General features: G+C 52.8%; 20 protein-coding genes and 2 riboswitches. Of the genes, 7 read left to right on the forward strand and 13 right to left on the reverse strand.

Annotated features, from left to right (window positions below; all coding sequences use genetic code 11):
* Positions 1-371: 371 nt before the first annotated feature.
* A complete protein-coding gene (locus ACSR9A_RS10655; protein WP_473757187.1) occupies positions 372-1334 on the reverse strand; it encodes a nucleoside hydrolase in 963 nt (320 codons plus the stop codon).
* 63 nt (positions 1335-1397) lie between these two features.
* On the opposite strand from ACSR9A_RS10655, the gene ACSR9A_RS10660 reads away from it, so the two are divergent.
* Positions 1398-1565, forward strand: coding sequence for a DUF1540 domain-containing protein (locus ACSR9A_RS10660; RefSeq protein WP_473757189.1), 168 nt, complete (start codon positions 1398-1400; stop codon positions 1563-1565).
* Between the two features lie 103 nt (positions 1566-1668).
* Here ACSR9A_RS10660 and ACSR9A_RS10665 read toward each other — a convergent pair whose 3' ends face one another.
* Complete coding sequence (locus ACSR9A_RS10665; RefSeq protein WP_473757191.1) at positions 1669-2646, reverse strand: M15 family metallopeptidase; 978 nt, start codon at positions 2644-2646, stop codon at positions 1669-1671.
* Positions 2647-2919: 273 nt separating this feature from the next.
* On the opposite strand from ACSR9A_RS10665, the gene ACSR9A_RS10670 reads away from it, so the two are divergent.
* Positions 2920-4788 (forward strand): LTA synthase family protein, encoded by a 1869-nt coding sequence (locus ACSR9A_RS10670; RefSeq protein ID WP_473757193.1) that lies wholly within the window; start codon positions 2920-2922, stop codon positions 4786-4788.
* 108 nt (positions 4789-4896) lie between these two features.
* On the opposite strand, the gene bcp is transcribed toward ACSR9A_RS10670, so the two are convergent.
* The 11 genes from bcp to ACSR9A_RS10725 all read right to left on the reverse strand — a co-directional run bounded on the left by bcp (position 4897) and on the right by ACSR9A_RS10725 (position 17199).
* A complete protein-coding gene (gene bcp / locus ACSR9A_RS10675; protein ID WP_473757196.1) occupies positions 4897-5364 on the reverse strand; it encodes a thioredoxin-dependent thiol peroxidase in 468 nt (155 codons plus the stop codon).
* Between the two features lie 64 nt (positions 5365-5428).
* Positions 5429-6490, reverse strand: coding sequence for an asparaginase (locus tag ACSR9A_RS10680; protein WP_473757198.1), 1062 nt, complete (start codon positions 6488-6490; stop codon positions 5429-5431).
* A 128-nt stretch (positions 6491-6618) separates the two neighbouring features.
* A complete protein-coding gene (locus tag ACSR9A_RS10685) occupies positions 6619-7197 on the reverse strand; it encodes a ferric reductase-like transmembrane domain-containing protein (protein WP_473757200.1) in 579 nt (192 codons plus the stop codon).
* Positions 7194-8276: an FAD:protein FMN transferase gene (locus ACSR9A_RS10690; RefSeq protein ID WP_473757202.1), complete on the reverse strand. Its 1083-nt coding sequence runs from the start codon at positions 8274-8276 to the stop codon at positions 7194-7196. Before ACSR9A_RS10690 ends, ACSR9A_RS10685 begins: the two co-directional genes overlap by 4 nt.
* Positions 8277-8278: 2 nt before the next feature.
* On the reverse strand, positions 8279-8650 hold the full coding sequence (locus ACSR9A_RS10695) for a hypothetical protein (RefSeq protein WP_473757204.1): 372 nt from the start codon (positions 8648-8650) through the stop codon (positions 8279-8281).
* Positions 8651-8883: 233 nt separating this feature from the next.
* Positions 8884-9903 carry a galactose/methyl galactoside ABC transporter permease MglC gene (mglC, locus tag ACSR9A_RS10700; protein ID WP_473757206.1) on the reverse strand — a complete coding sequence of 340 codons (1020 nt, stop codon included), beginning with the start codon at positions 9901-9903 and terminating at the stop codon, positions 8884-8886.
* Between the two features lie 33 nt (positions 9904-9936).
* Positions 9937-11448, reverse strand: coding sequence for a sugar ABC transporter ATP-binding protein (locus tag ACSR9A_RS10705; protein WP_473757208.1), 1512 nt, complete (start codon positions 11446-11448; stop codon positions 9937-9939).
* A gap of 146 nt (positions 11449-11594) precedes the next feature.
* Positions 11595-12623, reverse strand: coding sequence for a galactose ABC transporter substrate-binding protein (locus tag ACSR9A_RS10710; RefSeq protein ID WP_473757210.1), 1029 nt, complete (start codon positions 12621-12623; stop codon positions 11595-11597).
* Between the two features lie 138 nt (positions 12624-12761).
* Positions 12762-13760, reverse strand: coding sequence for a substrate-binding domain-containing protein (locus tag ACSR9A_RS10715; protein WP_473757212.1), 999 nt, complete (start codon positions 13758-13760; stop codon positions 12762-12764).
* Positions 13757-15547 (reverse strand): cache domain-containing sensor histidine kinase, encoded by a 1791-nt coding sequence (locus ACSR9A_RS10720; RefSeq protein WP_473757214.1) that lies wholly within the window; start codon positions 15545-15547, stop codon positions 13757-13759. The genes ACSR9A_RS10715 and ACSR9A_RS10720 overlap by 4 nt, the downstream gene beginning before the upstream one ends.
* Positions 15544-17199 (reverse strand): response regulator, encoded by a 1656-nt coding sequence (locus tag ACSR9A_RS10725; RefSeq protein ID WP_473757216.1) that lies wholly within the window; start codon positions 17197-17199, stop codon positions 15544-15546. The genes ACSR9A_RS10720 and ACSR9A_RS10725 overlap by 4 nt, the downstream gene beginning before the upstream one ends.
* A gap of 476 nt (positions 17200-17675) precedes the next feature.
* Positions 17676-17876: riboswitch (cyclic di-AMP (ydaO/yuaA leader) on the forward strand.
* Between the two features lie 107 nt (positions 17877-17983).
* Positions 17984-18173, forward strand: a riboswitch (cyclic di-AMP (ydaO/yuaA leader).
* A gap of 255 nt (positions 18174-18428) precedes the next feature.
* On the opposite strand from ACSR9A_RS10725, the gene kdpF reads away from it, so the two are divergent.
* The 5 genes from kdpF to ACSR9A_RS10750 all read left to right on the forward strand — a co-directional run bounded on the left by kdpF (position 18429) and on the right by ACSR9A_RS10750 (position 25390).
* Positions 18429-18506 (forward strand): K(+)-transporting ATPase subunit F, encoded by a 78-nt coding sequence (gene kdpF / locus ACSR9A_RS10730; RefSeq protein WP_081418871.1) that lies wholly within the window; start codon positions 18429-18431, stop codon positions 18504-18506.
* A gap of 44 nt (positions 18507-18550) precedes the next feature.
* Complete coding sequence (gene kdpA / locus ACSR9A_RS10735) at positions 18551-20230, forward strand: potassium-transporting ATPase subunit KdpA (RefSeq protein WP_473757218.1); 1680 nt, start codon at positions 18551-18553, stop codon at positions 20228-20230.
* A gap of 22 nt (positions 20231-20252) precedes the next feature.
* The gene (gene kdpB / locus ACSR9A_RS10740) at positions 20253-22286 is read left to right on the forward strand and encodes a potassium-transporting ATPase subunit KdpB (protein WP_473757220.1); all 2034 of its coding nucleotides are present in this window, start codon (positions 20253-20255) and stop codon (positions 22284-22286) included.
* 106 nt (positions 22287-22392) lie between these two features.
* Complete coding sequence (gene kdpC / locus ACSR9A_RS10745; protein ID WP_473757287.1) at positions 22393-23004, forward strand: potassium-transporting ATPase subunit KdpC; 612 nt, start codon at positions 22393-22395, stop codon at positions 23002-23004.
* A 19-nt stretch (positions 23005-23023) separates the two neighbouring features.
* Positions 23024-25390: a histidine kinase gene (locus ACSR9A_RS10750; RefSeq protein WP_473757222.1), complete on the forward strand. Its 2367-nt coding sequence runs from the start codon at positions 23024-23026 to the stop codon at positions 25388-25390.
* Positions 25391-25448 lie beyond the last annotated feature (58 nt).

Genomic DNA, 25448 nt, shown 5'->3' on the forward strand with positions numbered 1-25448 from the left:
CTGCGCTGCATGAAAAGATTGGCTTCCGATCGCCATTGCCCTTGAATATTTTTGAATAAGCCACCAAAGGTGGACATTCAAGGGCAAAAGCATATGCTTACGATGCTGCTTTCCTACGGAAAGCTTTAAGCGAACGCTACGCTTCTACAGTCCAACCTTTTCATTGCGCTCCGCCTTTTTCACCGTCCTTCTAGAAAAGACATTTTATATATACTGCTTAAGTATGGTACTTAAGTAGTTACTTAACAGAAAAAGAGATGAGCGCGTCAGCTTCACCTCTTTCTTTTTTCCATAATGAATCGGAAGCCTCTGTGTAATAATAACCCTCACAGGAAGGCTTTGAAACGCCACAGTTACTAATGCTAAATTACTTACGCCGGATTAAGCTCGGCGCTGCAGGCCAGCTCCGTTATATAGTCGAAGAAACGCTCCGGCTCCACATCGTACACGAGGCTGACCGGACGGCCATCAGCCGCTTCAATGGTGCGTCCTTGGCTGGCGCCATGAGCAATCGCCTTGCTGTGCACCGTCTTCATTGAGACGAGGCTTGTATCGCCCACCGTTGCTGTCGTTAGAACATCCCATAGGTAATACGTCGAATTCGTCTCCATATAAACAAGCGGCGGACAGGCTGCATAACATTGCCCGACAAAATCCATGCCCTCATGGCGACGCAGCGATGCCCAGCGATTGCGGATTGGCACCGTCAGCGGCACTTTATTGGTGCTTTCCAATGCAACGAGAAAAATAGGAATTTCGCTTGCCCATACCCGCTCGACCGCTTCCGGGTCCCAGAACGCATTCCACTCGGCAGTACCATCATGCTCCGGCTCCTGAACATTGCCTTTCTCATTGAACGTTCCGCCCATCCAGACAAGCTTCTCGATCTTCGCTTCTATATCTGGCGCTTCATCTAATGCACGGGCTAAATCGGTCAGCGGTCCCGTGAACAGCAGCGTTGTTTTCTCATCTGAGGCACGAATGGCCTCAATCATGTGAAGATGCGCTGGAAGCTCCGCTTCGCGCGTCTTGATCTGCTCCGGCTCGTTTAAAATCGGCAGCGCGTCGACGAAAAATGTATGCATCCGCCATTCCGCAGGGAACGGATTGCGTCCGCGGGAATTGGATCTCGCAACCTCGACACTTGCCGAGGCATCGCCACGTCCAAAACGGTCGATGATTTTGCGGCTGGCTTTCATGCCAGGCTCCAAATAGCCATCAGCCGGGATGACCGATACGCCGACCAACTCCACCTCTTTCATTTGTAAAACAAGAAATAAAGAAACGAGGTCATCTACTCCCGCATCATGATTGTAATAAAGTCTAGTTCCCATCCGCATCCATTCCCTTCACTTGTATAAAATGATCCTTAATTTGTCCATCCTAAAGCTGAGGAGGTGAGCTGTCAATGGCAAAGGACGTATTGTGCTTTCGTCAATTCCTGCAAGTTCTGGACCACAGGCAACCACTGTGGAGCCGCTTCGATTTTTGTAGCAAGCAATCGCGGCAAACGGCAGTCCGTTTCTACGGAAACAGACTGCCGCACGTTCGAATCAAAGATCTAGTTATCGTTCAGAAGCAGATAGCAAAGCGGCAGTATGATCATAAAAAAGCAGCGTTTGCCCGTCTGAGTTCATTTCCAGACTGGTAAACGCTGCGCTTCCGCTATTAGTTGCTTACTGGAATGGCGTTGTAATACTCCTCCAGCGTCTCGTCGTTATCCGTCAGTTCCTTCGCCAGCGCCTTGCCTACATAACGAAGATGCCAAGGCTCGTATTTGTAGCCGGTAATTTTATCTTTGCCTTCGGGATAACGGATTATAAAGCCATATTCATAGGCATGCTTGCCAAGCCATACCGCTTCATCCGTACCGCCAAAGCAGCTTTCGGCTGCACATTTGCCATCGCTTCCGGATACGTCAATCGCAAGCCCAGTCTGATGCTCGCTCGTTCCTGGGATCGCGCTGTACGTTCTAGCTTTCTCCAGTCCATCTCTTTTCACATAACGGTCGAACAGCGACTTTTGGGTCGCCTGTGATCGGTAGGCCGACACACCCGCTAAATAAATTTTGTCCTTCTTCGCTCCTGCGAACAGCTCTTCCAAAGCATCCGCCGCTACTTTCCGCATTTTGCGCTTATCGATTTTCTCGCTGAAAATAAATGCCACATCCGGATATACCAGCTCCGAAGGCTCATAGTCATCCGGGAGCTTGTTTTGCTTATTCACTAGCGCCGTAACGCTCTCCGGCTCCGCGACAACGGCTAAGCCCTCATCCAAGTCCGAGGACGAGCTGCCGCTGGACGGCTTTGCTGTTGTCTTCGGTGTTGCTGTAGGCTCTGGGGTCGGCTTCACAGTTGGCGACGCTGTAGGAGCAGGCGTGGCCGCTTGCGTTTCTTCTTCTGTTGGTGTTTCTTCTGCTGTTGCCGTTGCCGTAGCCTCCGGTGTGGGACTGTCCTCAATCGGCGACAGGGACGGCGAAGCGCCCACCTCGGCAGTAGCCTCTACTGTCGGCGAAACAGCCGCTGTATCACCAGAACCGGGCGCCTCAGCTGCCGTTTTATCAAACTTCACAACTACTATAATAGCCATCGCAATTAAGCATAAGGAAAATAAAATAACGACCGCTCTTCTGCGTTTTCTCTTCATGATGCACTCCTTAAATGGTTTAATTAACAGGAAAAAGGTGTAATAAACCATTGACCTGTTCTTTTTATACTATACCTAATAGACTTCGATCTGTCTTAAAAGGTTGCCGAAATTCCCAATGTAATTTTTGTGAGTCTGTTTCGCGAAAACGCGGCATAGGGTTATTTTTGCATTTTGACATTCTACTATGGGAAGAGGCATAATTAAGTATGAATTTATCGTAAATTTACGAGGGACTCGGCCCTTACTTGTCGAGGAAAGGTAGGAGATATTTTGACTTTATCTGCACCAAAACGTCTATTCAGCACCAGACCTATCATTGCTTTCTCCATTATTGTTCTTTTCAAAAGCTATCTCACGTGGATGGTTGTATTTGGAAGTCCGTCGTGGAGCACCCTGTTCAAGGAGGTTCCATTTGCCTTAATCGTCTTTTGTCTTATTGAATGGTTCGCAACGAAACGCAAGCTTACTTATTATTTAACAGCCAATTTACTAATAACGGCCATCCTCTTTGCTGTGCTGATGTACTATAAATATTACGGTGTCATCGTCACCACCTCTGCCTTAAAGCAGGTCAATCAGGTAACGGCGGTCAGCAACAGCGTATTTTCACTGATGGACCCGTATTATTTACTCGTCTTTATCGATGTGATCCTTATGTTTTATTTTCTCATGCGCAAGCAGAAGGCGCAGTATTGGAAAACCGCCAGCCAGACTCGCTTGAGCAAAAGAATGTTAACAAGCGTTTTCGCAGTATCGCTCGGCCTGTGCCTGTTTAACATTTTGCCGAATAGTGCCAGCATGAACGAGATTGTGAAAGCCGAGCAAATGGGCATCCTGAATTATGAGGCCTATACGATTTTTGGCAAAAAAGAACCGGAGCTTGTCGATTCCTCCACGATTACGCAGGAGAAGATCAACAGCCTCAAGACGCTGGAGCCGGTCGCCACGCCGCAGCTGCAAGGCGCCGCCAAGGGCAAAAACCTGATTATTATCCAGCTGGAATCATTCCAAAACTTCCTCATTGGCCTTCATATTGACGGCAAGGAAATTACGCCGAACATGAATAAGCTGGCGAAGGACAACTATTATTTCAAGCATTTCTACCAAGGCGTGGGACAAGGCAATACGTCCGATGCTGAATTCATTGTAAACACGTCCTATTATATTCCGCCAAATGGCGCCGCTACCCAAGTCTATGCTGGTAAGGTACTGCCGAGCCTGCCGCGCGTTTTGACGGAAAACGGCTATGATACAGCGACGTTCCATACGAATGTCGTGGAGTTTTGGAACCGCGGCGAGCTTTATCAGGCGCTTGGCTTCAATCGCTATTATGATAAAGCGTTTTTCGGTGAGGATGATACGGTATTTTTTGGCGCTTCCGATGAGGTGCTTTATAAGAAAACAGCGGCAGAGCTTGCGAAAATGGACAGCAAGGACCAGCCCTTTTATGCCCAAGTCATTTCGATGACCGCTCACCACCCCTTCACGATACCGGATACGAAGTATCAAATGGAGCTGCCTGAGCGCTACGAGGGCACGTTCGTCGGCGACTATATTCGCGCCCAGAACTATGCGGATTACGTGCTTGGTGAGTTTATTGACGATCTCAAGCAGCGCGGCCTCTGGGATGACAGCCTAATCGTGCTATACGGCGATCATCTGGGCTTGCCAATTTATTCGCTGGATCGCGATGATAAAGAGTTAATGGCGGAAATTTACGGCTATGAGTACAGCTATACCGATATGATTAATATTCCGCTTGTTATTGCTTCACCTGGCATTACCTCGCCTAAAGAGTTTGATCAGCTAGGCGGGCAGGTTGATTTGCTGCCGACGATTTCGAACTTGCTTGGCGTTTCACTGGATAAGCAAATTCATTTTGGCCAAGATTTGTTGAACAGCACCTCATATAACCTGCTGCCACAGCGCTATTATTTGCCGACGGGCTCCTTCGTCAGCAGCAAGGAGCTGTTCCTTTCCGGCAGCGGCTACGATGATGGCACCCATCACCCGCTGGCAGGCGATGGCATGGAAAGCGCCAAGGAAGCAACCGAGGATGAATACAACCGCGCGCTGGAACTGCTCCAGCTCTCCGACAGCTACGTTAGCCAGCTGCCAGACCGCGAACCGCAGAACTGACGCAAACAAGCGGCAGGCAAGGCCCAAGCGTAATGCTCGGGTCCTGCCTGCCGCTTTATTTTCCACAAAATCGCTTGTCATCTATCATGCTGTCGCCTGCTGCACCTATTAGGCCTGCTTCGCTGACTCCAGCACTTCCTGCACATGGCCTTCAACGACGACGCTGCGCCATTCTTTCGCCAGCTTGCCCTCTTCGTCGATCAGAAAGGTTGAACGCTCAATGCCCATAAATTCCTCGCCATTGCGGCTGCGCAGCTTCCATACGCCAAACTGCTCAGCAACCTGATTAGCGGTATCCGAGAGCAGCAAGAATGGCAGCTCATGAGCCGCAATAAACTGATCATGCGACGCCAGATCATCTGGGCTGATGCCAATGACTTCGGTATTGAACGTTTTGAATTGTCCATTGTAATCTCTAAAATCGCAGGATTCCGTCGTACAGCCCGGCGTCATATCCCGCGGGTAAAAATATATGACCAGCTTCTTGCCTTTATAGTCCTGCAGCGATACGTCCGTACCATTCGAGGCTGGCAATGTAAAATTCTCAACCTGTTGTCCAATTTGCACTTGCGTCATGTCCAATCAGCTCCTTTGTAATGGATATTGCACCTTGCTTACTCAAACAACGATAGCATGTCCATCAGCGGGATGCCACAAACTCGTAGAAAAGCGGGGTGTTCATGACAAACTCGCGAATTTGCTGCTTATCATTATAAATGGAATAAGCAAGCGTCAGCTTCATAAGCGCTGCATCCACCGACATATTTTCAATAAAGGCTACTCCCGCCTGCTGCAGGGCAACCGACGACGCGTAAAGCGTCTCCGAGCTGTCCTTGAGCGGACACAAATACAAGTCTACGCTATGCTTGGCGCAATAGCCGGCAAAAGCAAGCAGGGAATGGCGCTCGCTCCCACTCGTGTTCGCCGTGCCGGAGTGGAACAGATCGTGAACGACGGCCTTCGGCGCCTTTTGCCCAAAATCAAAATAGTCATAGGTCATGCCGAAAAACGGCTTCACATACAGCAGTCCCGATTGCAGCTTATCCTTCCCAGCGGTGAACGGGCTCGGAGCAGGCTTGCGAGAGCGAAGCTCCTGCGGAGATGGGTTGTAGGGATGCTCATTTACGATCAGCTTGCCCTCGCTCATCATGCCGTAATGCACTTCATACGGGCATTCCAATTGGTCAGTGAATGACACCGCCTGCGTTACGCGTGTACCCAAATACACGATAGCCTCGCCTGCGCTATTTTCATAGACGACGTAGACACCCTTCAGCTTCTCGCCATCTATAAATTCAACGGCTGAGGCAAAGTTCCGCAGTCCATTGCTGCGCGGATCGCCAAGTGGGTAGTTGCTCGCCACCAGCACAATCGGAATGGGACTATCACAAAAAATATAGCTCAGCATTGCAGCCGAATAAGCAAGCGTATCCGAGCCATGGGTGACGATAATGCCGTCATAGCGGGATAGGTCTGTGCTGCGGATCGTTTCAATCAACACATTCCAATCATCCGGCACTACGTTTTCGCTAAGAATATTTAGCGGCTGAACGCATTCCAGCTTTACAGACTTGCGGTAACGGGGGCCAGATTGATAGCCTTCTATGATTGCATAGGAGCCTGCTTCGCGCACGCTAATCGCTCCCGCGCCAGATTTGCTGCCAATCGTCCCCCCCGTGAAAATAACAAGAAGATTGCTCACTTGGTTTCCTCCATATCCAGCGGCTTTGAAGAACATCCTTCGCACCAGCCGCCTGTTCATACCAATTCCCATTCATTCTACTATCTTCTCCGCAAGCTGTCTAAACCTATACGGGGCTGCTAGAAAAATTACCCGCCCTTCGCCGCGACACCCCGATTTTTCACAGCGCCTGGCTTTTTCTTGACGATTGCCCGACCCAGAAGCAGGCCAACGGTTACGATTAACGTCGCGCCATACATGAATTGCACGAGGCCAAGCTGTGTATCCGTCCCAGCCAAAATGCCATGAAACAGGGCCAGCAAATAGATCGGATAAGCTAGCATATGGATAGCCAGCCACACTTTGCGTTTCAGCTTCGGCCTTAGATCCGAGGTCAAAATGAGTATCAGCATACCGTAAAGCGCAAGTGTGCCTATGCCATAGACGACCGGATGATCGTGTGCGGTAAAAGGAATCAGCAGCTCGCTCCATGTAAATGGCGTATACGTATCGATGACGAGCACCGCCATGTGCAGCAGCGCCAGCAGCGTTCCTCCATTCGTGAAGCGGATATGCCAATTGTAGACGCGGGCTTTGCTTGGCCCTTTCACAAATGGATAGCTGTACAGCATGCCCAGCGACATGCCGACGAACAGCATTAAATAAGAGCCAATACCCAGCACCCGTGTCATTTGCCATGTCGGCCAGCTTAAAATCCATTCTGTCATGCTGATTCCTCCTTTTCGCGTTCGATCATGCTTTCAAGCTCGCTTTTAATCCTGCTTTCGCTGCCGTTTCTGGTCTCAGCTGTCTCCTTCGCGGTTGCTGCTCTATGCAGCTGCTGCGGGATATGCCACTCCAAGCCAAGCTTACGGCTTTTTCCATGCTTCACAATCTCTCCATTGCTCATAAAAATAACGGCTTCAAAGTCTCGCGCATGCTCGTCCATCAGCCGGATGCCCTTGTCAAGGCCGCCGATGCACAGCGATTTCGCCCATATTTCACAGGCGACGGCATCAGGGCCCGCAACTGCTGCCTGAACAACGTTACTGACGCTTGGCTGCATCGTCAGCGGATCGATCAAATGATGGGCGCTTCTGCCACCTGCCTCCCAGCACCTGCCCAGAGTGCCCGAGGTCGCAACTGCGCCGTTAGCCAGCAGCAGCTCCCCGATTGCAGCTCCAGCTTCCCATGGATGCTGGAGCTCAATAATCGCTGGCTTCGCGGCTTCGTTCCCGCTGTTCCACGCATACAGATCGCCGCCAGCATTGACGATGCCTGCCGGAACCCTTCTGCTGCGCCTCAGCCAATCGGCGAGCTTCTGCACCGCCCAGCTCTTCGCGATGCCGCCCGCATCGAGCCCTGTTCCTTCGGCGAGCTTCACCGCCTTCATGCCATAGTCCAGCTCCAGCTCGCCAGCCGGGCTCAGCTTCCGCCGCTCCGCACCGCCCGCATTCGCCTGAAACGCCTCCGCGTGCTCGAAGGACTGCGAATAACCGGACGCCTCCAGCCCCGGCAGTATTCGCAGGTCGAACACCCCCTCCGTCAGAGCGCGATAGTGCTCCGCAGCCGCAATAACCTCAAACAGCCAGTCCGACACAACGACCCAGCTGCCAGCCGAGCGGCCAAGCCTGCGCCATTCGCTATCCGGGCGGAAGCGGCTAAACCGCTGCTCTACCGCCTCAAACCAGTCGCGAGCGCGGTCGGCATAAAATGCCGACGTACGGCGCTCTTCTGCCGCATAATCCAGCAAAATTTCGACATTCGTGTTCATCGCCCGAAACCGTATCGTCCCCCGCCCGCTCATGATTAGGACCTGCCTGACTGCGAGCGCATGCTGCCCGAGCTGCTGGAGCTGCCGCTTCCACTGCTGCTCCGGCTGTCTACGCTGCCGCGGCTTTCTGAGCGGGAACTATCCGCTCCACTTTCGCTGGAGCTGTCTGACCAGCTGCTGCCGCTGCTTCCATCATTCCAATCCGAGCTGCCGCTCTCGCCGGGCCCCGTGGACAACCACTGGTCCACCGTATCCTGCTGATCGCCCTGCTGCTCCGTTCCAGAGGCCGCGCTGCCTGAAAAGCCGCTGTATTTTGCACCGTACTGAATAATATAAAAATGCCTACCGCGCCTGCGGCTCCAAGCTGCCATTTTAACCATTTCGAATTTCCACTCATCCTGCTCCACCTACCCTACTCGTTGTAGTTTAGCTAAGTATAGGGAGGCAAGATGAAGGCAGTGTTAAACGAATCTGAAGAAATGCTAAAAGAAGCCCTACTCTACGATGCCTACTACACCTGTATATAACAGAAAAGAATGCGGCCCTAGGAACACATTCTTCACCTGCCTCTATTCAGCTTAGCTAATTACCAGAAAGCGAAATCCTTTCCCTGCCACTACCTCGTTAATCCTAAGCGCCGCTATTTCTTCGCCACATACTTGCGAATATCGAAAGCAACCGCAGCGACAATAATCATCCCTTTAATAATGAGCTGCCAGTACGGGCTTACGCCGACAAAGGTCAGACCGTAGTTGATGACGCTGAAAATGAGCACTCCAGCGAGAATACCTCGCACGCGCCCGACACCACCCGCCGTCGATACGCCACCGACGACGCAGGCCGCAATCGCATCCAGCTCGTACATATTTCCGTAGTTGTTCGTAGCTCCCCCAGTGCGGGCAGCCTCCAGCACGCCTGCCAGTCCATAAAGCGCGCCCGCAATCGCATAAATATAAATCAAATTCCGCGATACATTAATACCCGATACATTAGCGGCTTGGATATTGCCGCCGATGGCATACATATTTTTGCCCAGACGTGTGTTGTTGAAAATAACCCAGACGATAAACGAGACGACAATCGCTATAATGACGATATACGGGATCGAATAGGTGCCGTTCGGCCCGATATACCCGGTCCCCAGCTTGCTGAATTCCTTGCTTAAGCCTCCAATTGGCTGCGACTGATTCGGCTTCATATCGAAGTAAAATGAGTTTACGCCGTATACGATAACCATTGAGCCGAGCGTTGCAATGAACGGCGGAACATGAAATTTTGCAACAATAATGCCGTTAATCAAGCCAAAAATCAAACCGACGACAATCGCCAGTATAATCGGCACGATAATCGGCAGCTCCGGCAGATTAGGGAAAAACTTGCGCGGATAATCCGACATTTGCAGCATCGACGCAGAGACGACGGCGCTCAAGCCAACAATCCGCCCAGCGGATAAATCCGTTCCTCCCGTAATGAGCACGAATGCTACGCCTAAAGCGATAATGACCCGCGTTGACGATTGCAGTAAAATATCCCGCAGCGTCGTAATGGCAATAAAATTAGGGTCGGCTACAGCTATGCCGACGATAAGCAGAACCAATATAATATAGATCGCATTTTGGGAGAAAAAATGCTTAACTCCCTTTGCCTCCAGTGCATTCATCGTATTCACTCCTCCAAGTTGTCCTGCCCGCCATTATTGTGCGGCAAGCCGCATAATTTCTTCTTCCGTCGCCGCTTTGCCGTCCACGATGCCAGATATGCGTCCCTCCCGCATGACGATGATGCGGTCGGACATGCCGATCAGCTCCGGCATTTCGGAGGATATCATAATAATGCTTTTGCCCTGCCTTGCAAGCTCGATCATGAACGAATAAATTTCGTATTTCGCTCCAATATCAATGCCGCGCGTCGGTTCGTCCAGCAGCAGCACCTCCGGATCGGTCAGCAGCCATCTGGCGAGCAGCACCTTCTGCTGGTTGCCGCCGGACAAGTTGCGAATCAGTTGCTTGGTCGATGGCGTTTTGACCCGAAACTTCTCCACGCTTTGCTGCGACACTTCGCCAATCCGACCATTGCTAATTAACCCATAGGGCGTCTTGAACCTGCTTAAATTGGCAATGACCGTATTTTCCGCAATCGTCAGCACGGGAAAAATCCCGGTAACCCGCCGCTCCTCAGTGAGCAGAGCTATGCCTTGGCGAATGGCGTCAGACGGCGCCTTCAGTTTAATTTTTTTGCCATGCAGATGGATGCTGCCCTGCTTAAGCGCCCGCATGCCAAACAGCGCCTCAATGACCTCGGTGCGCTGCGCCCCGACAAGCCCGCCAAGTCCCAAAATCTCGCCCTTGCGCAGCTCAAACGAAACATCCTTAAACGAATGCGGATGCACCGAAGTTAGGCCCTCTGCCCGCAGCAGCACCTCGCCTGGCATGTTCGTCCGCTCCGGATAACGATTGGATAAATCCCTGCCCACCATGCGGGTAATGATTTTATCGATCGTCAGCTCCTTCGCTTCCCAAGTGCCGACATGCTTGCCATCGCGCATAATCGTTACATCATCTGAAATACGCAGTATCTCTTCCATTTTGTGGGATATATAAATGATCGATACGCCGCGCCGCCGCAGCTCATTAATAATGCGGAACAGCTGCTCCACTTCATTTCCCGTGAGCGAGGAGGTCGGTTCGTCCATGACGATGACCTTCGAGTGAAACGATACCGCTTTGGCGATTTCCAGCGATTGAATTTTCGATACGGACAGGTCGCCTACCTTTTGTTTCGGATGAATATCCATCTCCAGATCTTTGAGCAGCTTCACCGTATCCTCCTGCATTTTGCGGTGGTCGATGAATTGCAAGGGCCCCAGACCTCTGGTCGGGAATCGCCCGAGCCAGATATTTTCCATGACATCGCGCTGCGGCACCGGGTTCAGCTCCTGATGGATCATCGACACCCCGAGGGCCAATGCGTCCTTCGAGCTGTTGATTTGCACGAGCTGCCCACCGAGCATAATCTCGCCGCCATCGGGCTTGTAGATGCCAAACAGACATTTCATCAGCGTCGATTTCCCTGCACCATTTTCACCCATTAAGGCATGTACCGTACCGGGGCGCAGCTTCAGCGTCACATCGTCGAGCGCCTTCACGCCGGGAAAAGATTTGGAGATGTTATTCATCTCTAGCACATAAGCCGGATGCTCTGGCATTTATGTAACACCCCTTTACATACAATTAAGTTAAAATTATCAAGTTATTAGTCAGAAAAAGAGCAAGGGCAGCGCCAGCCTAAATGCTTCCCTTGCTCTCCTTATCCGCTAACCACCGCCACCCCCGCAGGCAGCCGGCTTAGCGATTATTTCAGCACTTCATCCTTGTTCGCGCTCGTTACCTTCTGGTACGGAATCCACACGTATTTCCCGTCGGTAATTTCGAAGCCTGTGTTATCCTTGCTTGGCGTCTCGCCAGCAGCCAGTACGCTTGACAGCTCCACCGTCGCCTTGCCTTGGTTAACCGCATCGTTGAGCACTGTGCCGAGCAGCGTACCTTCATCCAACGCCTGAATGGCAGGAGCGGTAGCATCTACGCCAACAACCGGAATATATTTATCGCCTGTAAAATAGCCCGCTGCCTTCAGCGCTTCAATTGCACCGAGCGCCATATCATCGTTGTTGGCCAGGACGGCTTCGATTTTATCGCCATGGGAAGCAATGAACGCGGCCATTTTTTCCTGGCCTTTTACGCGGTCCCACATCGCTGTATCCTCCGCCAGCTTCTCGACCTTAATGCCTGCATCCTCAATCGCCTGCACGGAAAACTTCGTCCGCAGCTCGGCATCCTGATGGCCCGGCTCGCCTTTGAGCATGACGTATTGCAGCACGCCGTCGCCGTTCTTATCCGCTTCCGGATGCGCTTTCCAGTAATCAACGATGAGATCCCCGGACATCGTGCCCGATTCCTCTGCCTTCGCTCCAACAAAATACACCTTATCCCATTTCGCCATATCATCCGCCAGCGGCTCGCGGTTAACGAACACGACCGGAATGTCCGCGGCTTTTCCTTTATCAATAATGACGCCCGCTGCTGTGCGGTCTACCGGGTTAATGATCATCGATTTGACCTTCTTGGTTATGAATAGATCAACCTTGTCATTTTGCGTCGGCTGCGAGTTTTGGCTGTCTACGATATCCACCTGTACTTTGCCTGCCGCTGCTTCCGTAATCGCGTTGCGGACACCCGTCATGAACGTATCGTCGAACTTGTAAATCGCCACCCCAACCTTCGGCTGGTCGCCGTCACTTCCCCCTGCGTTGCCGTTTGATGCCGAGCAGCCTGCCGCTACCGTCAATGCGCCGATCAGCAGCGCAGCTGTTACCTTTTTCATTTCATCATGACCTCCCCGATTTTTTTTGGTCCATGCTGATGAGCGTGTGCAGCTCTGTTTCTCTTTCGTGTCCTCATTATGGCTGAAACGGGGCCGGAAACGAATGTAAAATCCTCATCATTTTTATTAAAATCCTCCTTACTTCTGGATAAAGGGAAACAGCACCCGCTGATTTTCAGGCCAAAATAAATTGGCGCCATTGATCAGCTTGGTCTCCATTGCAACGTGGGACGGCACTTCCTCGCCTCTGAGCGCCAACACGGCATTTTTGATGCCGAGATAACCGATGCTGAATGGATTTTGCACTAGAACCACCTGCAACTGATCCTCCTGCAGCAGTTCAAGCAGCTCCATCGAGCTGTCGAAGGCGATAATTTTCACTTTACCGCCGCCAAGTCCCTGCTGCTTGATTTCCAGCGCGGCAGCAACAGCCGCCTGCACATTAAGCGCCAAAAAACCATCCACCTGCTGCTTGTTCAGCAAACTGCTGACAACGCTCCGGCAGTTTTTATTCCGCTCCACGCATGGCTCACTGCCGATTACCGTCATCCCGCTCTCCTCAGCCAGCGCCTCCCGAATGCCCGCCTCGCGGCTCTTCTGATTGTTATCATCCGAGCCATCCGTCAACAGAGCTACGCTGCCCTTGCCGGCAAGCAGTTCAACCATTTTGAGCGCGGCAGCGCGTCCAGCCTGATGATGGTCAATCGTAATGATGGAGCTAATACCGCCGGTATCCGTCTCCGTATCAATGGCGACCAGAGGCAGTCTCGCCGCTCCCCCCGCCTGCACAATGCCCGCAATGACCTCATCATTGCCTGCGGCGAACACGACTGCGTCGGGATGATGTACCATCGCCAGCTTCGCCGTCTCAAGCTGCTGCTCCGGGCTGCCCAGCTTCTCCGGTGCGGAAATATGCAGCGTCACATTGAACTCCTTCGATGCGGCTTCGGCGCCCATGACGACGGAGTTCCAGTAGTCGCCGTCCAGCCGCTTGAGCAGCAGGCTGATGTCGATATTTTCACGCTGAATGGCGCTGTCCTCTGCCCGATGCATGGTGCAAGAGCCCAGCAGCAGCGCAGCAGCTATAGCCGCAATGCACAGCATTGAGAGCCTTCCCAACCTGCGGTTTACACTCATCCTTCCTCCCCCCTTCCTTCAGCCTCAACGTCCGCCGGCTTGAATGGAAACCGGATCGTCACCGTCGTTCCCTCCTCCAGCTCGCTCTCAAACTGCAGGCCATACGGCTCGCCGTAAAATAACCGAATCCGCTCATGCACGTTGCGCACACCAACGCCGGAGCCCGCGCCGGATGCCACGCTGGATGCAGGACTCGGCTTGGTTGTCCCGCCAGCCTCTCCCGTGAGCAGCGCAGCCAGCTGCTCGCCACTCATCCCGAGCCCATTGTCGCTTACCTGCAGGCAAACTTGCCCGGCTTCGATCCATGCCCGCACCGTAATCAACCCTTTATCGACGGATGGCTCAATGCCGTGCATAATGGCATTTTCCAGCAGCGGCTGCAAAATCAGCTTGAGCGACAAGCTAGGCAGCGCAGCCTCTTCGACGTCAAACAAATAATCGAATTTATTTTTGAACCGGATATTCTGAATGATGAGGTAGTTCCTCGCATGCTCCAGCTCGCTCGCCAGCGGAATCATTGGCTTGCCTTTGCTAAGGCTGATGCGGAACAGCTTGGACAAGGATGTAATCGTCGTCACCACCTCCTCATTGCGGTTCATGCCGACCATGCGTACGACCGTATTGAGCGTATTGTATAGAAAATGCGGATTTATTTGCGATTGCAGCGCCTCAAACTCATATTTGCGCTTCGCCTCCTGCTCCACGACAATTTGCTGCATCAGCTCGCGAATTCGCGCTACCATCAGATTAAAGCGTGTGGATAGCTGCTCCACCTCCAGCGGACCGCGAATGGCGGTCATCGTATGGAAGTCGCCGCGCTCGACATTTTTCATCGACTTCTCCAGCTGCCGGATCGGACGGGCAATAATGCGCGAAATGAGCCACGACATCGCAATGACAAATACGAGCAAAAGCAGCAGCAGATTCAGCAAATAGTCGTTCAGCTCGCGCTTTGTCGTAATAATTTCGTCGGTGAAGGACACCCCGACCACCTTCCAGCCGATGTTGCCGATCGTCTGCACCGTAATCATTTTATCCTCGTCTCCAGATTCGTCATGAAAGCTGCCAAACGTATATTTCAGCGCCTGCTCGACATTTTCGCTTTTCAGACCGGCATAGATGAGCTGCTGCTGCGGATGATACACCATATTGCCCGCGCTCTCATCCACAATGTAGACGTAGCCCTTCTTCCCCAGCACGACCCGCGAGGACAGCTGATTGATTTTGTTAAAATTGACGTCCAGCAGCAGCACGCCATGCTCCGTTTTCCCGCTCCGCGCTACGGTAATGCCCTTGCTAAGCGAGACGACCCATTTGTACTGCATTTTGTACATATTCTGCACATGAGGCAGCGAGTAGCTGAGATGATTCGGCGTTTGCAGCGCGCTTTGGAACCAGCGCTGATTGTATAAGCTCAGATTTTCCTTGAGCGCAACGCCCGGAATGCTCATCATGACCTCGCCGTCATGCCCAATGACCGCCAGCGATACAATTTCTCCCCGAATGCCGATGATCGTATTCAGCTGGCTGCGCAGCTCCTCTTCGTTCACATCGCCGCTGCGGCTGATCGTATCGTGGATAACGCCGTAAATTTCCGACATGCCCTGGATATAATCCTCCAAGTTGTAGCTGACCTGATCGACGACCTGCTGGGTATTGCGCAGCGCATTAGTCTCCGCGGTCTGTGAGAACTTGTTGTACAGCAGCACGCTGACCATCATAATCGCTGCCGCCGAAAAAACCGACAGCGCCACTGAAATGAGAAACTGGATGCTGCGCTTTCTCATGGCGCTTCCGCATTCATCGCCTGATTGCGGTAATCCTTGGCGGAGACGCCGACATTTTTCTTAAAGCATAGGGAAAAATAATTCGGGTCCGAGAAGCCGACCTTCTCGGCAATTTCAAACGTCTTCAGCTCTGTTGCCCGCAGCAGCTCCTTCGCCGCCTCCATCCGCAGCTGAAGCAAATAACCGCCGAAGGTCAGCTTCACTTCCTTCTTGAACAGGCTGCTGAAGTAGCCTGCGCTAATATGCAGATGACTGCACAGCCGGGCAATCGACAGCTCGCTGTCATGGAAGTTTGCCTTTGTATAATGCACCGCTTCCTCAACCAGCTGCTTGTAGGAGCTTTGCCTGCGGCTGGCGATATGATGGCGAATTTTCTCGCAGAGCGACATATACCAGCTTCTCGTCTCCTCAAGCCCGCTAAGCTGCTGCAGCTCCGCATAAATTTGCAGCTCGTAGCCCGCTATTTCGTACAGGCTCAGCCCCGCTTCCTTCACCAGCTTCATAATCGCCGTCATCATCTCCAGCATGTACAGCTGGTACTCCCGGTAAGCGGCATTAACACCTTCAATCTCATCAAAAAGCGCGGCCACCAGCTGCTCCAGCTCCTCATGCGTACCTACGCGCAGGCACCGGACGAGCGCCTGCTCCTTGAGCTCGTCGAATTGCAGCTCTTCAACGTAGCGCGTCTCCACATCGTCAATGCAAATGATCCGGTTGCTGCCCACCAAATTATGATAATCCAGCGCCTGCTGCGCCTCCCCGTAGCCCTGCTTCAGCTGTGCGACATCAGGAAGCGTCGAACTGACGCCAATCGTTACTGGAAAACGCAAGTATTTCCGGATATTTTGCAGCATTTCAGCGAGGCCGCCCAGCGTCCGCTCCATTAGCTCCGGGGCGCCTCCTCCCTGTCCAACTGCAAGCAGCGCCACCTGATCCTGATGCAGAAAAACCTTGCCCAGCCCGAGCCTGCCCCATACCTCTTCCGCCACATTGCGAAGGGCAAACAGCTTGAGGTCGAGATCGCTGGAGGCCGCAAGTGAGCTTTCAGCCGTCCGCAGCGGAACGCCGGGAAGCGCTTCCAATACATGCGTGTGCAGCACGGACACAATGTACGCCTCCCCCGCCAAATCGAGCTCATATTTCGCTGCCTTCTCCTCTATCTGCCGCAGCGGAAGCTTGCGGGAGAGCAGTGACGACAGGAACAGCTCTTTTACGACCGGCAGGCTTGTACGGTAATGCTCCTGCAGCAGCTGCATATTTTCCCGTTTCTCGCGCTCATCATTGAGCCGCTCCTTCACCTTGTCCATCACCTCAAGAAGCTGCTGCGCGGAAAAAGGCTTTAAAATATACTCATCCACCTGCAAGCCGATCGCCTGCTTGGCATATTCAAATTCATCATAGCCGGAAAAAATAACGATGCGCGTCAGCGGATACGTCTTCCTCGTCCATTCCGCCAGCTCCAAGCCATTCATATACGGCATGCTAATATCCGTAACGACGATATCCGGCTCCAAACGCTCGATCAGCTCCATCGCTTCCCGGCCGTTCGCCGCCGTATCTACGATTTCAAAGCCATGGCGCTCCCATGTAATTTCCTGCAGCAGTCCGCTGCGCGTCTCTTCTTCATCATCCACCAGCAGCACTTTATACATCGTTTATCCCCCCGCTATTTAAATACGCGGCCGAGCAGCCGCAAAGACCTGATTCTGTCAGCATGCTATTTATCATATTCGTTTCCGTGTTTTCTGGAAAGAGGGGGTGCTTTGAGTAAACAAGCGTAAACGGCTTAAGCCGTCCTCCTGGCGGCAAAGCTACCGTTTCGCGTTGAAATATAGAGAAAGGATGGAAAAATCATATGCTTTCCTATATTTTAAAAGAAATCACGAGATAAACCGACCCTGCTAAAGATAACTCTCACTGTAAGCGTTTAAAATCAGTCTAATCCGCTGCATTCGCTCTCTTTTGCGGCGTAAGCTTCCTTTACAGCACTCGCGGCGGGGGAGTATGATTCATAACATGATTGAACCTTTTTTGAAATATAAGAATTTATAAGTTTTGCACTTATAAATAGGCTTATATTTCTAAGGGCAAAGCTCTTCGCTCGTCCCAGAAGGACGACGAAGTCGTTTTTGCTTGATCGCTGAGTCTTCGCGCATTAGGCGAAGAGCGGGGGAACCAAACGCACTGCAAGTGTCCGATGTGAGAGTCGGAGGCCGGTAGCGCAGGGGTGAATCGTTTGCAGGAGTATCATGAAACTCCAGGCAAATGTAGGGCGACTCTCACCGCCCGAATCCGACAGCTAACCTCGTAAGCGCAGGTGTAGAGAGGAATGGTGAACGATTGTGACCTTATAAATTAGGCCACAGAGCGTCATACGCCTCTGTGGTTTTTTGTTGTCTTTTTATGAAAATAGCACTCGCAACATCGGCAGATATTTTGTTTCAATCGCTGAGTTCTGCACTGCCGCAGAAACGGGGGAACCATCGACGGCTCTCTGTCGTTGTCCAATGGACGATGGCAGGAAGCGTCACGGGGTGAATCGCAAGGGCACGATAAGTGCCAAGCGTAGGGCGTCTCTCGCGCCCGAATCCGACAGCTAACCTCGCAAGCGTCAACGGGAGAGGCCACACTTACACTAATCGCAGGCGAATCAGGGGCGTATGATGCCCGGATGAAGGAAGCTGCGGGTGAAGAGTCCTCTTTGCCCAAGGCTTCTTTTTTGTTGCCTTTTTTCCCAAAATAACTAGGAACAAAACGAAATAAGGAGCGCTGCAGCTATGCTGGATATCGGAATGGCTTTGACCTTAATCGCAGCTTTCGGGCTGATTGCCGGATTTATACGCTGGTGCGATCGGTCCATTAGCGAAACGGAGGAACGGGGATGATTGTCATATTGCTCGTTACAGGAGCTTTGCTGGTGTATCTTGTCTACGCCTTGCTTCATCCGGAGAAATTTTAGCAAATAACGTTTCATCATTCATTGATAGCAAGGGAGGAACAGCTGTGGACGTCCTGCAAATGGCGGTAGTCATCGGTATGATCATGCTGATCGCAAAGCCGCTTGGGCATTATTTATATTCCGTGTTTTCAAACGCTCCGAACCGTACCGACAAGCTGTTTGGACGAGTCGAAGCGGTCATTTATTCCGTGATCGGACTCGAAAATCGCCAAGGCATGACCTGGAAAAAATATGCACTCAGCTTTATTACACTCAATTTCATACTCGTTGCTATTAGCTACGTGCTGCTGCGACTGCAAAGCGGCCTGCCGCTTAATCCGAACGGGATCAGCAGCATGGAGCCTACGCTCGTCCTAAATACGGTCATCAGCTTTATGACCAATACGAATCTCCAGCATTACAGCGGCGAATCAGGGCTGACGTATTTTGCGCAAACGGCGGTCATTACGATGATGATGTTTACATCAGCCGCCACCGGCTTTTCCGTTGCCGTCGCTTTCGTGCGCGGCATTACGAGCAAGGGCGGAACGCTCGGCAACTTTTTCGAGGATTTCGTCAAAGCGCATACGCGGATTTTCTTCCCGCTGGCAATTGTCATTACGCTGCTGCTTGTGGCGCTGCAAGTGCCTCAAACGCTTAGCCCCACCTTGACCGTTACGACGCTAACGGGCGCGGTTCAGCATATCGCCATCGGGCCAGTTGCGTCGCTGGAGTCGATTAAGCATCTTGGCACGAATGGCGGCGGTTTTTTCGGAGCCAACTCCGCCCATCCGTTCGAAAATCCTAGTCCACTGACGAATGTCATTGAGATTTTGTCCATGTGGGCGCTGCCTGCCGCACTGCCCTTCATGTACGGCCGGTTTGCGAAAAGCAGCAAGCAGGGCTGGGTTATTTTTTCGGCGATGATGGCGCTGTTTCTGATCTTTCTTACGATTTCCTATACGGCTGAAAAAAGCGGCAACCCGCTGATCGCCACACTCGGCATCGACGCTTCGCAAGGCAGCATGGAGGGCAAGGAGGTTCGCTTCGGCATTGCCCAGTCCGCGCTGTTCACGACGGTGACGACGGCAGCCACGACCGGCTCGGTCAATTCAATGCACGATACGCTCACTCCGCTTGGCGGACTCGTTCCCCTTGCTCAAATGATGCTGAACGTCGTCTTCGGCGGCAAAGGTGTCGGGCTCGTCAATATGCTGATGTATGCGATGCTGACGGTGTTCATTTGCGGGCTCATGGTCGGACGGACACCAGAGTTTCTGGGGCGAAAAATAGAGCCGCGCGAAATGAAGCTCATTGCCATCGCCATTCTCGTGCATCCGTTTATTATACTCGCGCCAACGGCGGCAGCTTTTCTAACCGATCTGGGGCAAGGCGCTATATCCAATTCGGGATTTCATGGCATTACGCAGGTGCTGTATGAATTTACGTCCTCGGCCGCCAACAATGGCTCCGGGTTTGAGGGGCTTGCCGACAATACGCCTTTCTGGAATATAACGACCGGACTCGTGATGTTTTTCGGCAGATATATGTCGATGATTGCGCTGCTGGCTGTAGCCGGCTCACTTAGCCGCAAGCAGTGGGTACCAGAAACGATTGGCACGTTCCGCACGGACAATTCGCTATTTGCGGTTATGCTAATGGGCGTCGTTATTTTGATCGGTGCGCTCACGTTTCTGCCCGTTATTGTCACAGGGCCAATTGCCGAGTTTTTAACGATCCGTTAAAGGGAAATGAGGGGTAAGCGTTATGAATGACCACCGTGCTAAAAAACGATTCCCAAGGTCGCTTCTGACCGAGGCGCTGAAGATGAGCCTCCTCAAGCTGAATCCGGTTCATATGATAAAAAATCCGGTCATGTTCGTTGTGGAGATTGGAACGCTGATCGTTCTGCTCATGACCGTATTTCCAGGCTACTTCGACTCGCAGGAACGCATCGGCTTCAATTTGACTGTCTTCATTATTTTGCTGTTTACGGTGCTGTTCGCCAATTTTGCCGAGGCGTTAGCAGAAGGCCGCGGCAAAGCGCAGGCCGGCTCGTTGAAAAAATCAAAGCAGGAAATGATGGCGAATAAGCTGCTAGGCGACAGCATTCAAATTGTCCCTTCCACGGAGCTGCGCAAAGGGGATATCGTCATCGTCTCGCAAGGAGAAATGATTCCCGGAGACGGCGAGGTCATTGAAGGCCTCGCTTCCGTCGATGAATCGGCTATTACCGGCGAATCAGCACCCGTCATCAAGGAGGCCGGCGGCGATTTCGACTCCGTGACGGGCGGGACGCGGGTGATCAGCGATCGCATCAAAATGCGAATCACGAGTGAGCCTGGCGAAACGTTTATCGATCGGATGATCGCTCTCGTCGAAGGGGCAAAGCGGCAAAAAACGCCGAATGAAATCGCCCTGAACACGCTGCTCATCAGCCTGACAATTATTTTCCTCATCGTCGTCGTCACGCTTGGCCCAATTGTCGCTTATGTGGGAATCAATCTAGAAATTCCCGTTCTTATCGCCCTGCTCGTCTGCCTCATTCCGACGACGATTGGCGGCCTGCTGTCCGCCATCGGCATTGCGGGCATGGACCGCGTCACCCAGTTCAATGTGCTGGCGATGTCCGGAAAGGCGGTCGAAGCAGCTGGCGACATCAATACGATGATTTTGGATAAAACCGGGACGATCACCTTCGGCAATCGGATGGCTAGCGAAATTAATCCGGTGGGCGCCGCTGGAGCAGATGAAACAGCGGCATGGGCCGCTATTTCTTCCCTGCAAGATGAAACGCCAGAAGGACGCTCGGTGCTGGAATGGATGAAAAAGCACAACAAAACCTATGATGCCGCGCTTGGCGAAAACGGACAATTCGTTCCTTTTCAGGCCGAGACGCGCATGAGCGGCATCGATTTGGCCGATGGACGGCTCGTGCGCAAAGGAGCCGTTGAAGCGATTCGCGGGTGGGTGCTTGCCCAAGGAGGAGAAATACCCGCTGATCTGGCTCAGGAGACCGAACGGATTGCCAAGGAAGGCGGCACTCCACTTGCCATCGCCGTCGATCAGCACATATTCGGCTTGATTTATTTGAAGGATACGGTCAAGCCGGGCATGAAGGAACGGTTCGACCAACTGCGAGCGATGGGCATCAAAACCATTATGTGTACGGGCGACAATCCGTTTACAGCGGCAACTATCGCTAGAGAAGCAGGCGTTGACGATTTTATTGCCGAAAGCAAGCCGGAGGATAAAATCGCTGTCATCCGCCGCGAGCAGGCGGAAGGCAAGCTGGTCGCCATGACGGGAGACGGAACGAATGATGCGCCCGCACTCGCGCAGGCCGATGTCGGCCTGGCGATGAACAGCGGCACGACGGCCGCCAAGGAAGCTGCCAATATGGTTGATTTGGATTCCGATCCATCTAAAATTATTGAGGTCGTATCGATCGGCAAGCAGCTGCTTATGACGCGCGGCGCGCTCACGACCTTCAGCATTGCCAATGACGTTGCCAAATATTTCGCCATCATTCCAGCGATGTTTATGCTGGCGATTCCGCAAATGCAGGCGCTGAATGTGATGCAGCTCGGCTCGCCGCTGTCGGCGATTTTGTCCGCGCTCATCTTTAATGCGATCATTATTCCGCTGCTCATTCCGCTAGCGTTGAAGGGCGTCACCTACCGTCCGCTCAGCGCCGCCCGCCTACTCAGCCGCAATCTGCTCATTTACGGACTCGGCGGCATGATCGCGCCGTTCATCGGCATCAAGCTCATCGACATGATGGTTCATATTTGGATTTAATGGTGCCCAAATGGGCTGCGGCATTTTAATGAAACGAACTGCTAATTAGAAAGAAGGGAATTGTGCTATGCATGCTATTTTAAAAAGAAAACGTCCATTGCCATCTATGTCATCTGCTTCTTCTTTATCAGCGGGGCCCTCTTCCTTCTCCGTAATCGGGGTATCGCTGCGCGCCAGCCTGCTGTTCCTGCTTCTTTGCGGTGTCGTGTATCCGCTTGTGAGCACGGGAGCCGCGCAGCTGCTGTTCCCAGCTCAGGCAAATGGCAGCCTGCTCAAGGATAGCACAGGCAGCGTCGTTGGTTCGTCGCTGATCGGTCAGCCTTTCAGCGATCAGCGCTATTTTCAGGGGCGGGTATCGAGCATAGATTATAAGGCGGAGGCCTCCGGCTCTAATAACTATGCCCCCTCCAATCCGGAGCTGCTAGAGCGCATGAAAGCATCTATCGCCCAGTGGCAGCAGGATAATCCGGGCGTTCCGCTGGAGCAGCTGCCCGTAGCGTTAATCAGCAACTCCGGCTCTGGGCTTGACCCGGATATTACCCCGCAGTCGGCGCTCGTGCAGGTGCCAAGGATCAGCAGGCTGACAGGCCTGCCCACTTCCAAGCTGGAAGCACTTGTTAAAAAGCATACGAAAGGCCGCGCGCTCGGCCTCTTCGGTGACCAACGCATCAATGTGTTGGAGTTGAATCTGGCTTTATCCACACGAATCGGCAAATAAAAGAGAAGGCGGGAGCAGGATGCCACCGTATCAACGCAAGACGCCGGAGGAGATATTGGCTTCTATCTCCCGGCTGCATAAAGGACGCCTGAAAATCATCATCGGCTCGGTCGCGGGCTCCGGAAAAACGTATCATCTGCTGCAGGAAAGCAGGCTTCTGAAGCAGCAGGGCATTGATGTCGTCCTTTGCGTATTAACGCCGAATCCGCCTACGGATAGGAATCAAACGTTGCTTGAGTCCGAGCTGGAGCAGGTCCCCAGCATTAAGTGGCAGCGCGATGGCAAGGAGCAGCAGGATTTGCCGCTGGAGGCGCTGCTTGCCCGCAACCCGGAGGTCGTGCTCGTCGATGGCCTCGCCCATCGCAACCGTATGTGCGCCCGCTTCCAGACGCGACTGGAGGACATTCAATATTTGCTGGAGCATGGCATCAGCATCATTACGACGATTAACGTGTACGAGCTTGAGGGCGAGGACGGGGTTATTTTCAAAATGACGGGCATTCGCGCGGAGGAGACGGTCCCGGCGGATACGCTGGAATGGGCCGATGAGGTTCGCCTCATTGATGTATCTCCTGAGACGATGCTGAGCCGGATGGAAGAGGGGCTGCTCGGCAGCCCTCTCCATCCGGCTATGCGGCTGCGCGGCAATCTGGCTGTCCTGCGCGAAGTCGCGCTCTGCCTCATGGCGGAGGGTGTTCACGAAACGCTGGAAAAACATCGCGAAGCGCTGGGCTTAAGCGGCCCGTCAGGAGTTGCCGAGCGGATTGTCGTTTCGGCGCAATATCACTTCAATGGCTCCCTATATGTGCGCCGAGGCCAGCAAATTGCCAAGCGGCTGCACGGCGAGCTCGCCGTCGTCACCTTTCGGCTGCCGGGCCGCAGCCTGCTGAGGGAGCAGCAAACGATCAAACGCTCGATGCAAAAACTGGTGGCGAAAGTCGGCGGCACGTTCGAGGAGCTCCCTCTAACGCATGCGCGCAAGCTACCCTCCGCACTTGTAGAATATGCAACGCGGCAGCATGCAACGCGCATTGTGATGGGCCATTCCAAGAAAAAAGCACGGCAGGAGCGTTTGCAAGGCTCCATCGTCAACCGCGTGCTCCGAAAAATACGGAACATCGACGTGTTTGTGATGACGGATCAGGCGGAGCATGAGGGAGAACGAATTTTGCCCGTTAAAACCCGCTGGGGCGGGCAGGAGGCGCTTTTTCACCGGCTGAATACCCGCGAAATAGAGGAACAAGCGCAGCTCATGCGCCAGGGCACGTTCAAAATTTATATCGGTGCCGCTCCCGGCGTCGGGAAAACGTACAAAATGCTCCAGGAAGGCAACATTCTTAAGCGCAAAGGCGTGGATGTCGTCATCGGCTGGCTGGAAACGCATGGACGCAAGGAAACGGCGGAGCAGGTCGGCGGCTTGTCGATTTTGCCCCGAGCAGCTATTCCCTACGGGGCAGTCAGGCTTGAGGAAATGGACACAGCGGCTCTTATCGCTCGCCGCCCCGAGGTTGTGCTTGTCGATGAGCTTGCCCATACGAATGTGCCGGGGAGTAAGCTTAAGAAAAGGTACGAAGATATTTTGCTGCTGCTGGAAAACGGGATTTCCGTTATTTCCACCGTCAACGTGCAGCATGTTGAAAGCTTGAATGATGCGGTTGAGCAGCTGACTGGTGTACGGGTGAGAGAAACGGTGCCGGATGCGATTTTACAAATGGCTACTGAAATTGAGCTCATTGACGTTACGCCCCAAATGCTGGCGCAGCGCATGCGTGAAGGTAAAATTTACAAGCTGGAAAAGGTTGAGCAGGCGCTGGGCTCTTTTTTCAAAATCGGAAATTTGATTGCCTTGCGGGAGCTGGCACTGCGCGAAATTGCAGATGATGTTGATGAACGGCTGGAGTCATGGAAACGCGGACCTTCGCTTCGGGGACCTTGGCGCAAGCGCGAGGTGATTTTTGTATGCATCGATTTGGGTGATCAGGCGGAAAGGCTTATTCGCCGCGGCTTTCGCATCGCTCACCGCTTGAAGGCAGAATGGCATGTCCACTATGTGCACAGCAGGAAGATCCAGCAAACCGAGACGCAGCAAAAGCGGCTCCAAACACTACGGCAGCTATGCGAGCGGCTTGGAGGTCAACTAGCCGTAAGTGTTGCGAACAAACGCCAAGAGATTAGCGGGATTTTGCTGCAAAAAATGAACGCCCTGCAAGCAACTCAGCTCATTATTGGGCAGTCGCGCAGGAAGCCGTGGCAGATGCTCTTCCGCCAAACGATTGTGCATGATATGCTGCGCTCCGCCCGGCATATAGATATGTTAATTGTTGCAAAATGGGAAACAGAGCCCATGCCGCCTAATCTCGGCACAGACCCTGTTAAAGATGTATAAACAGGCTTACTTACGGGGGGCGGTCATCTTTTCGAGCTGATGGAGTGTTGCAGCAGCC

This window comes from Paenibacillus sp. R-74696, assembly GCF_055814915.1.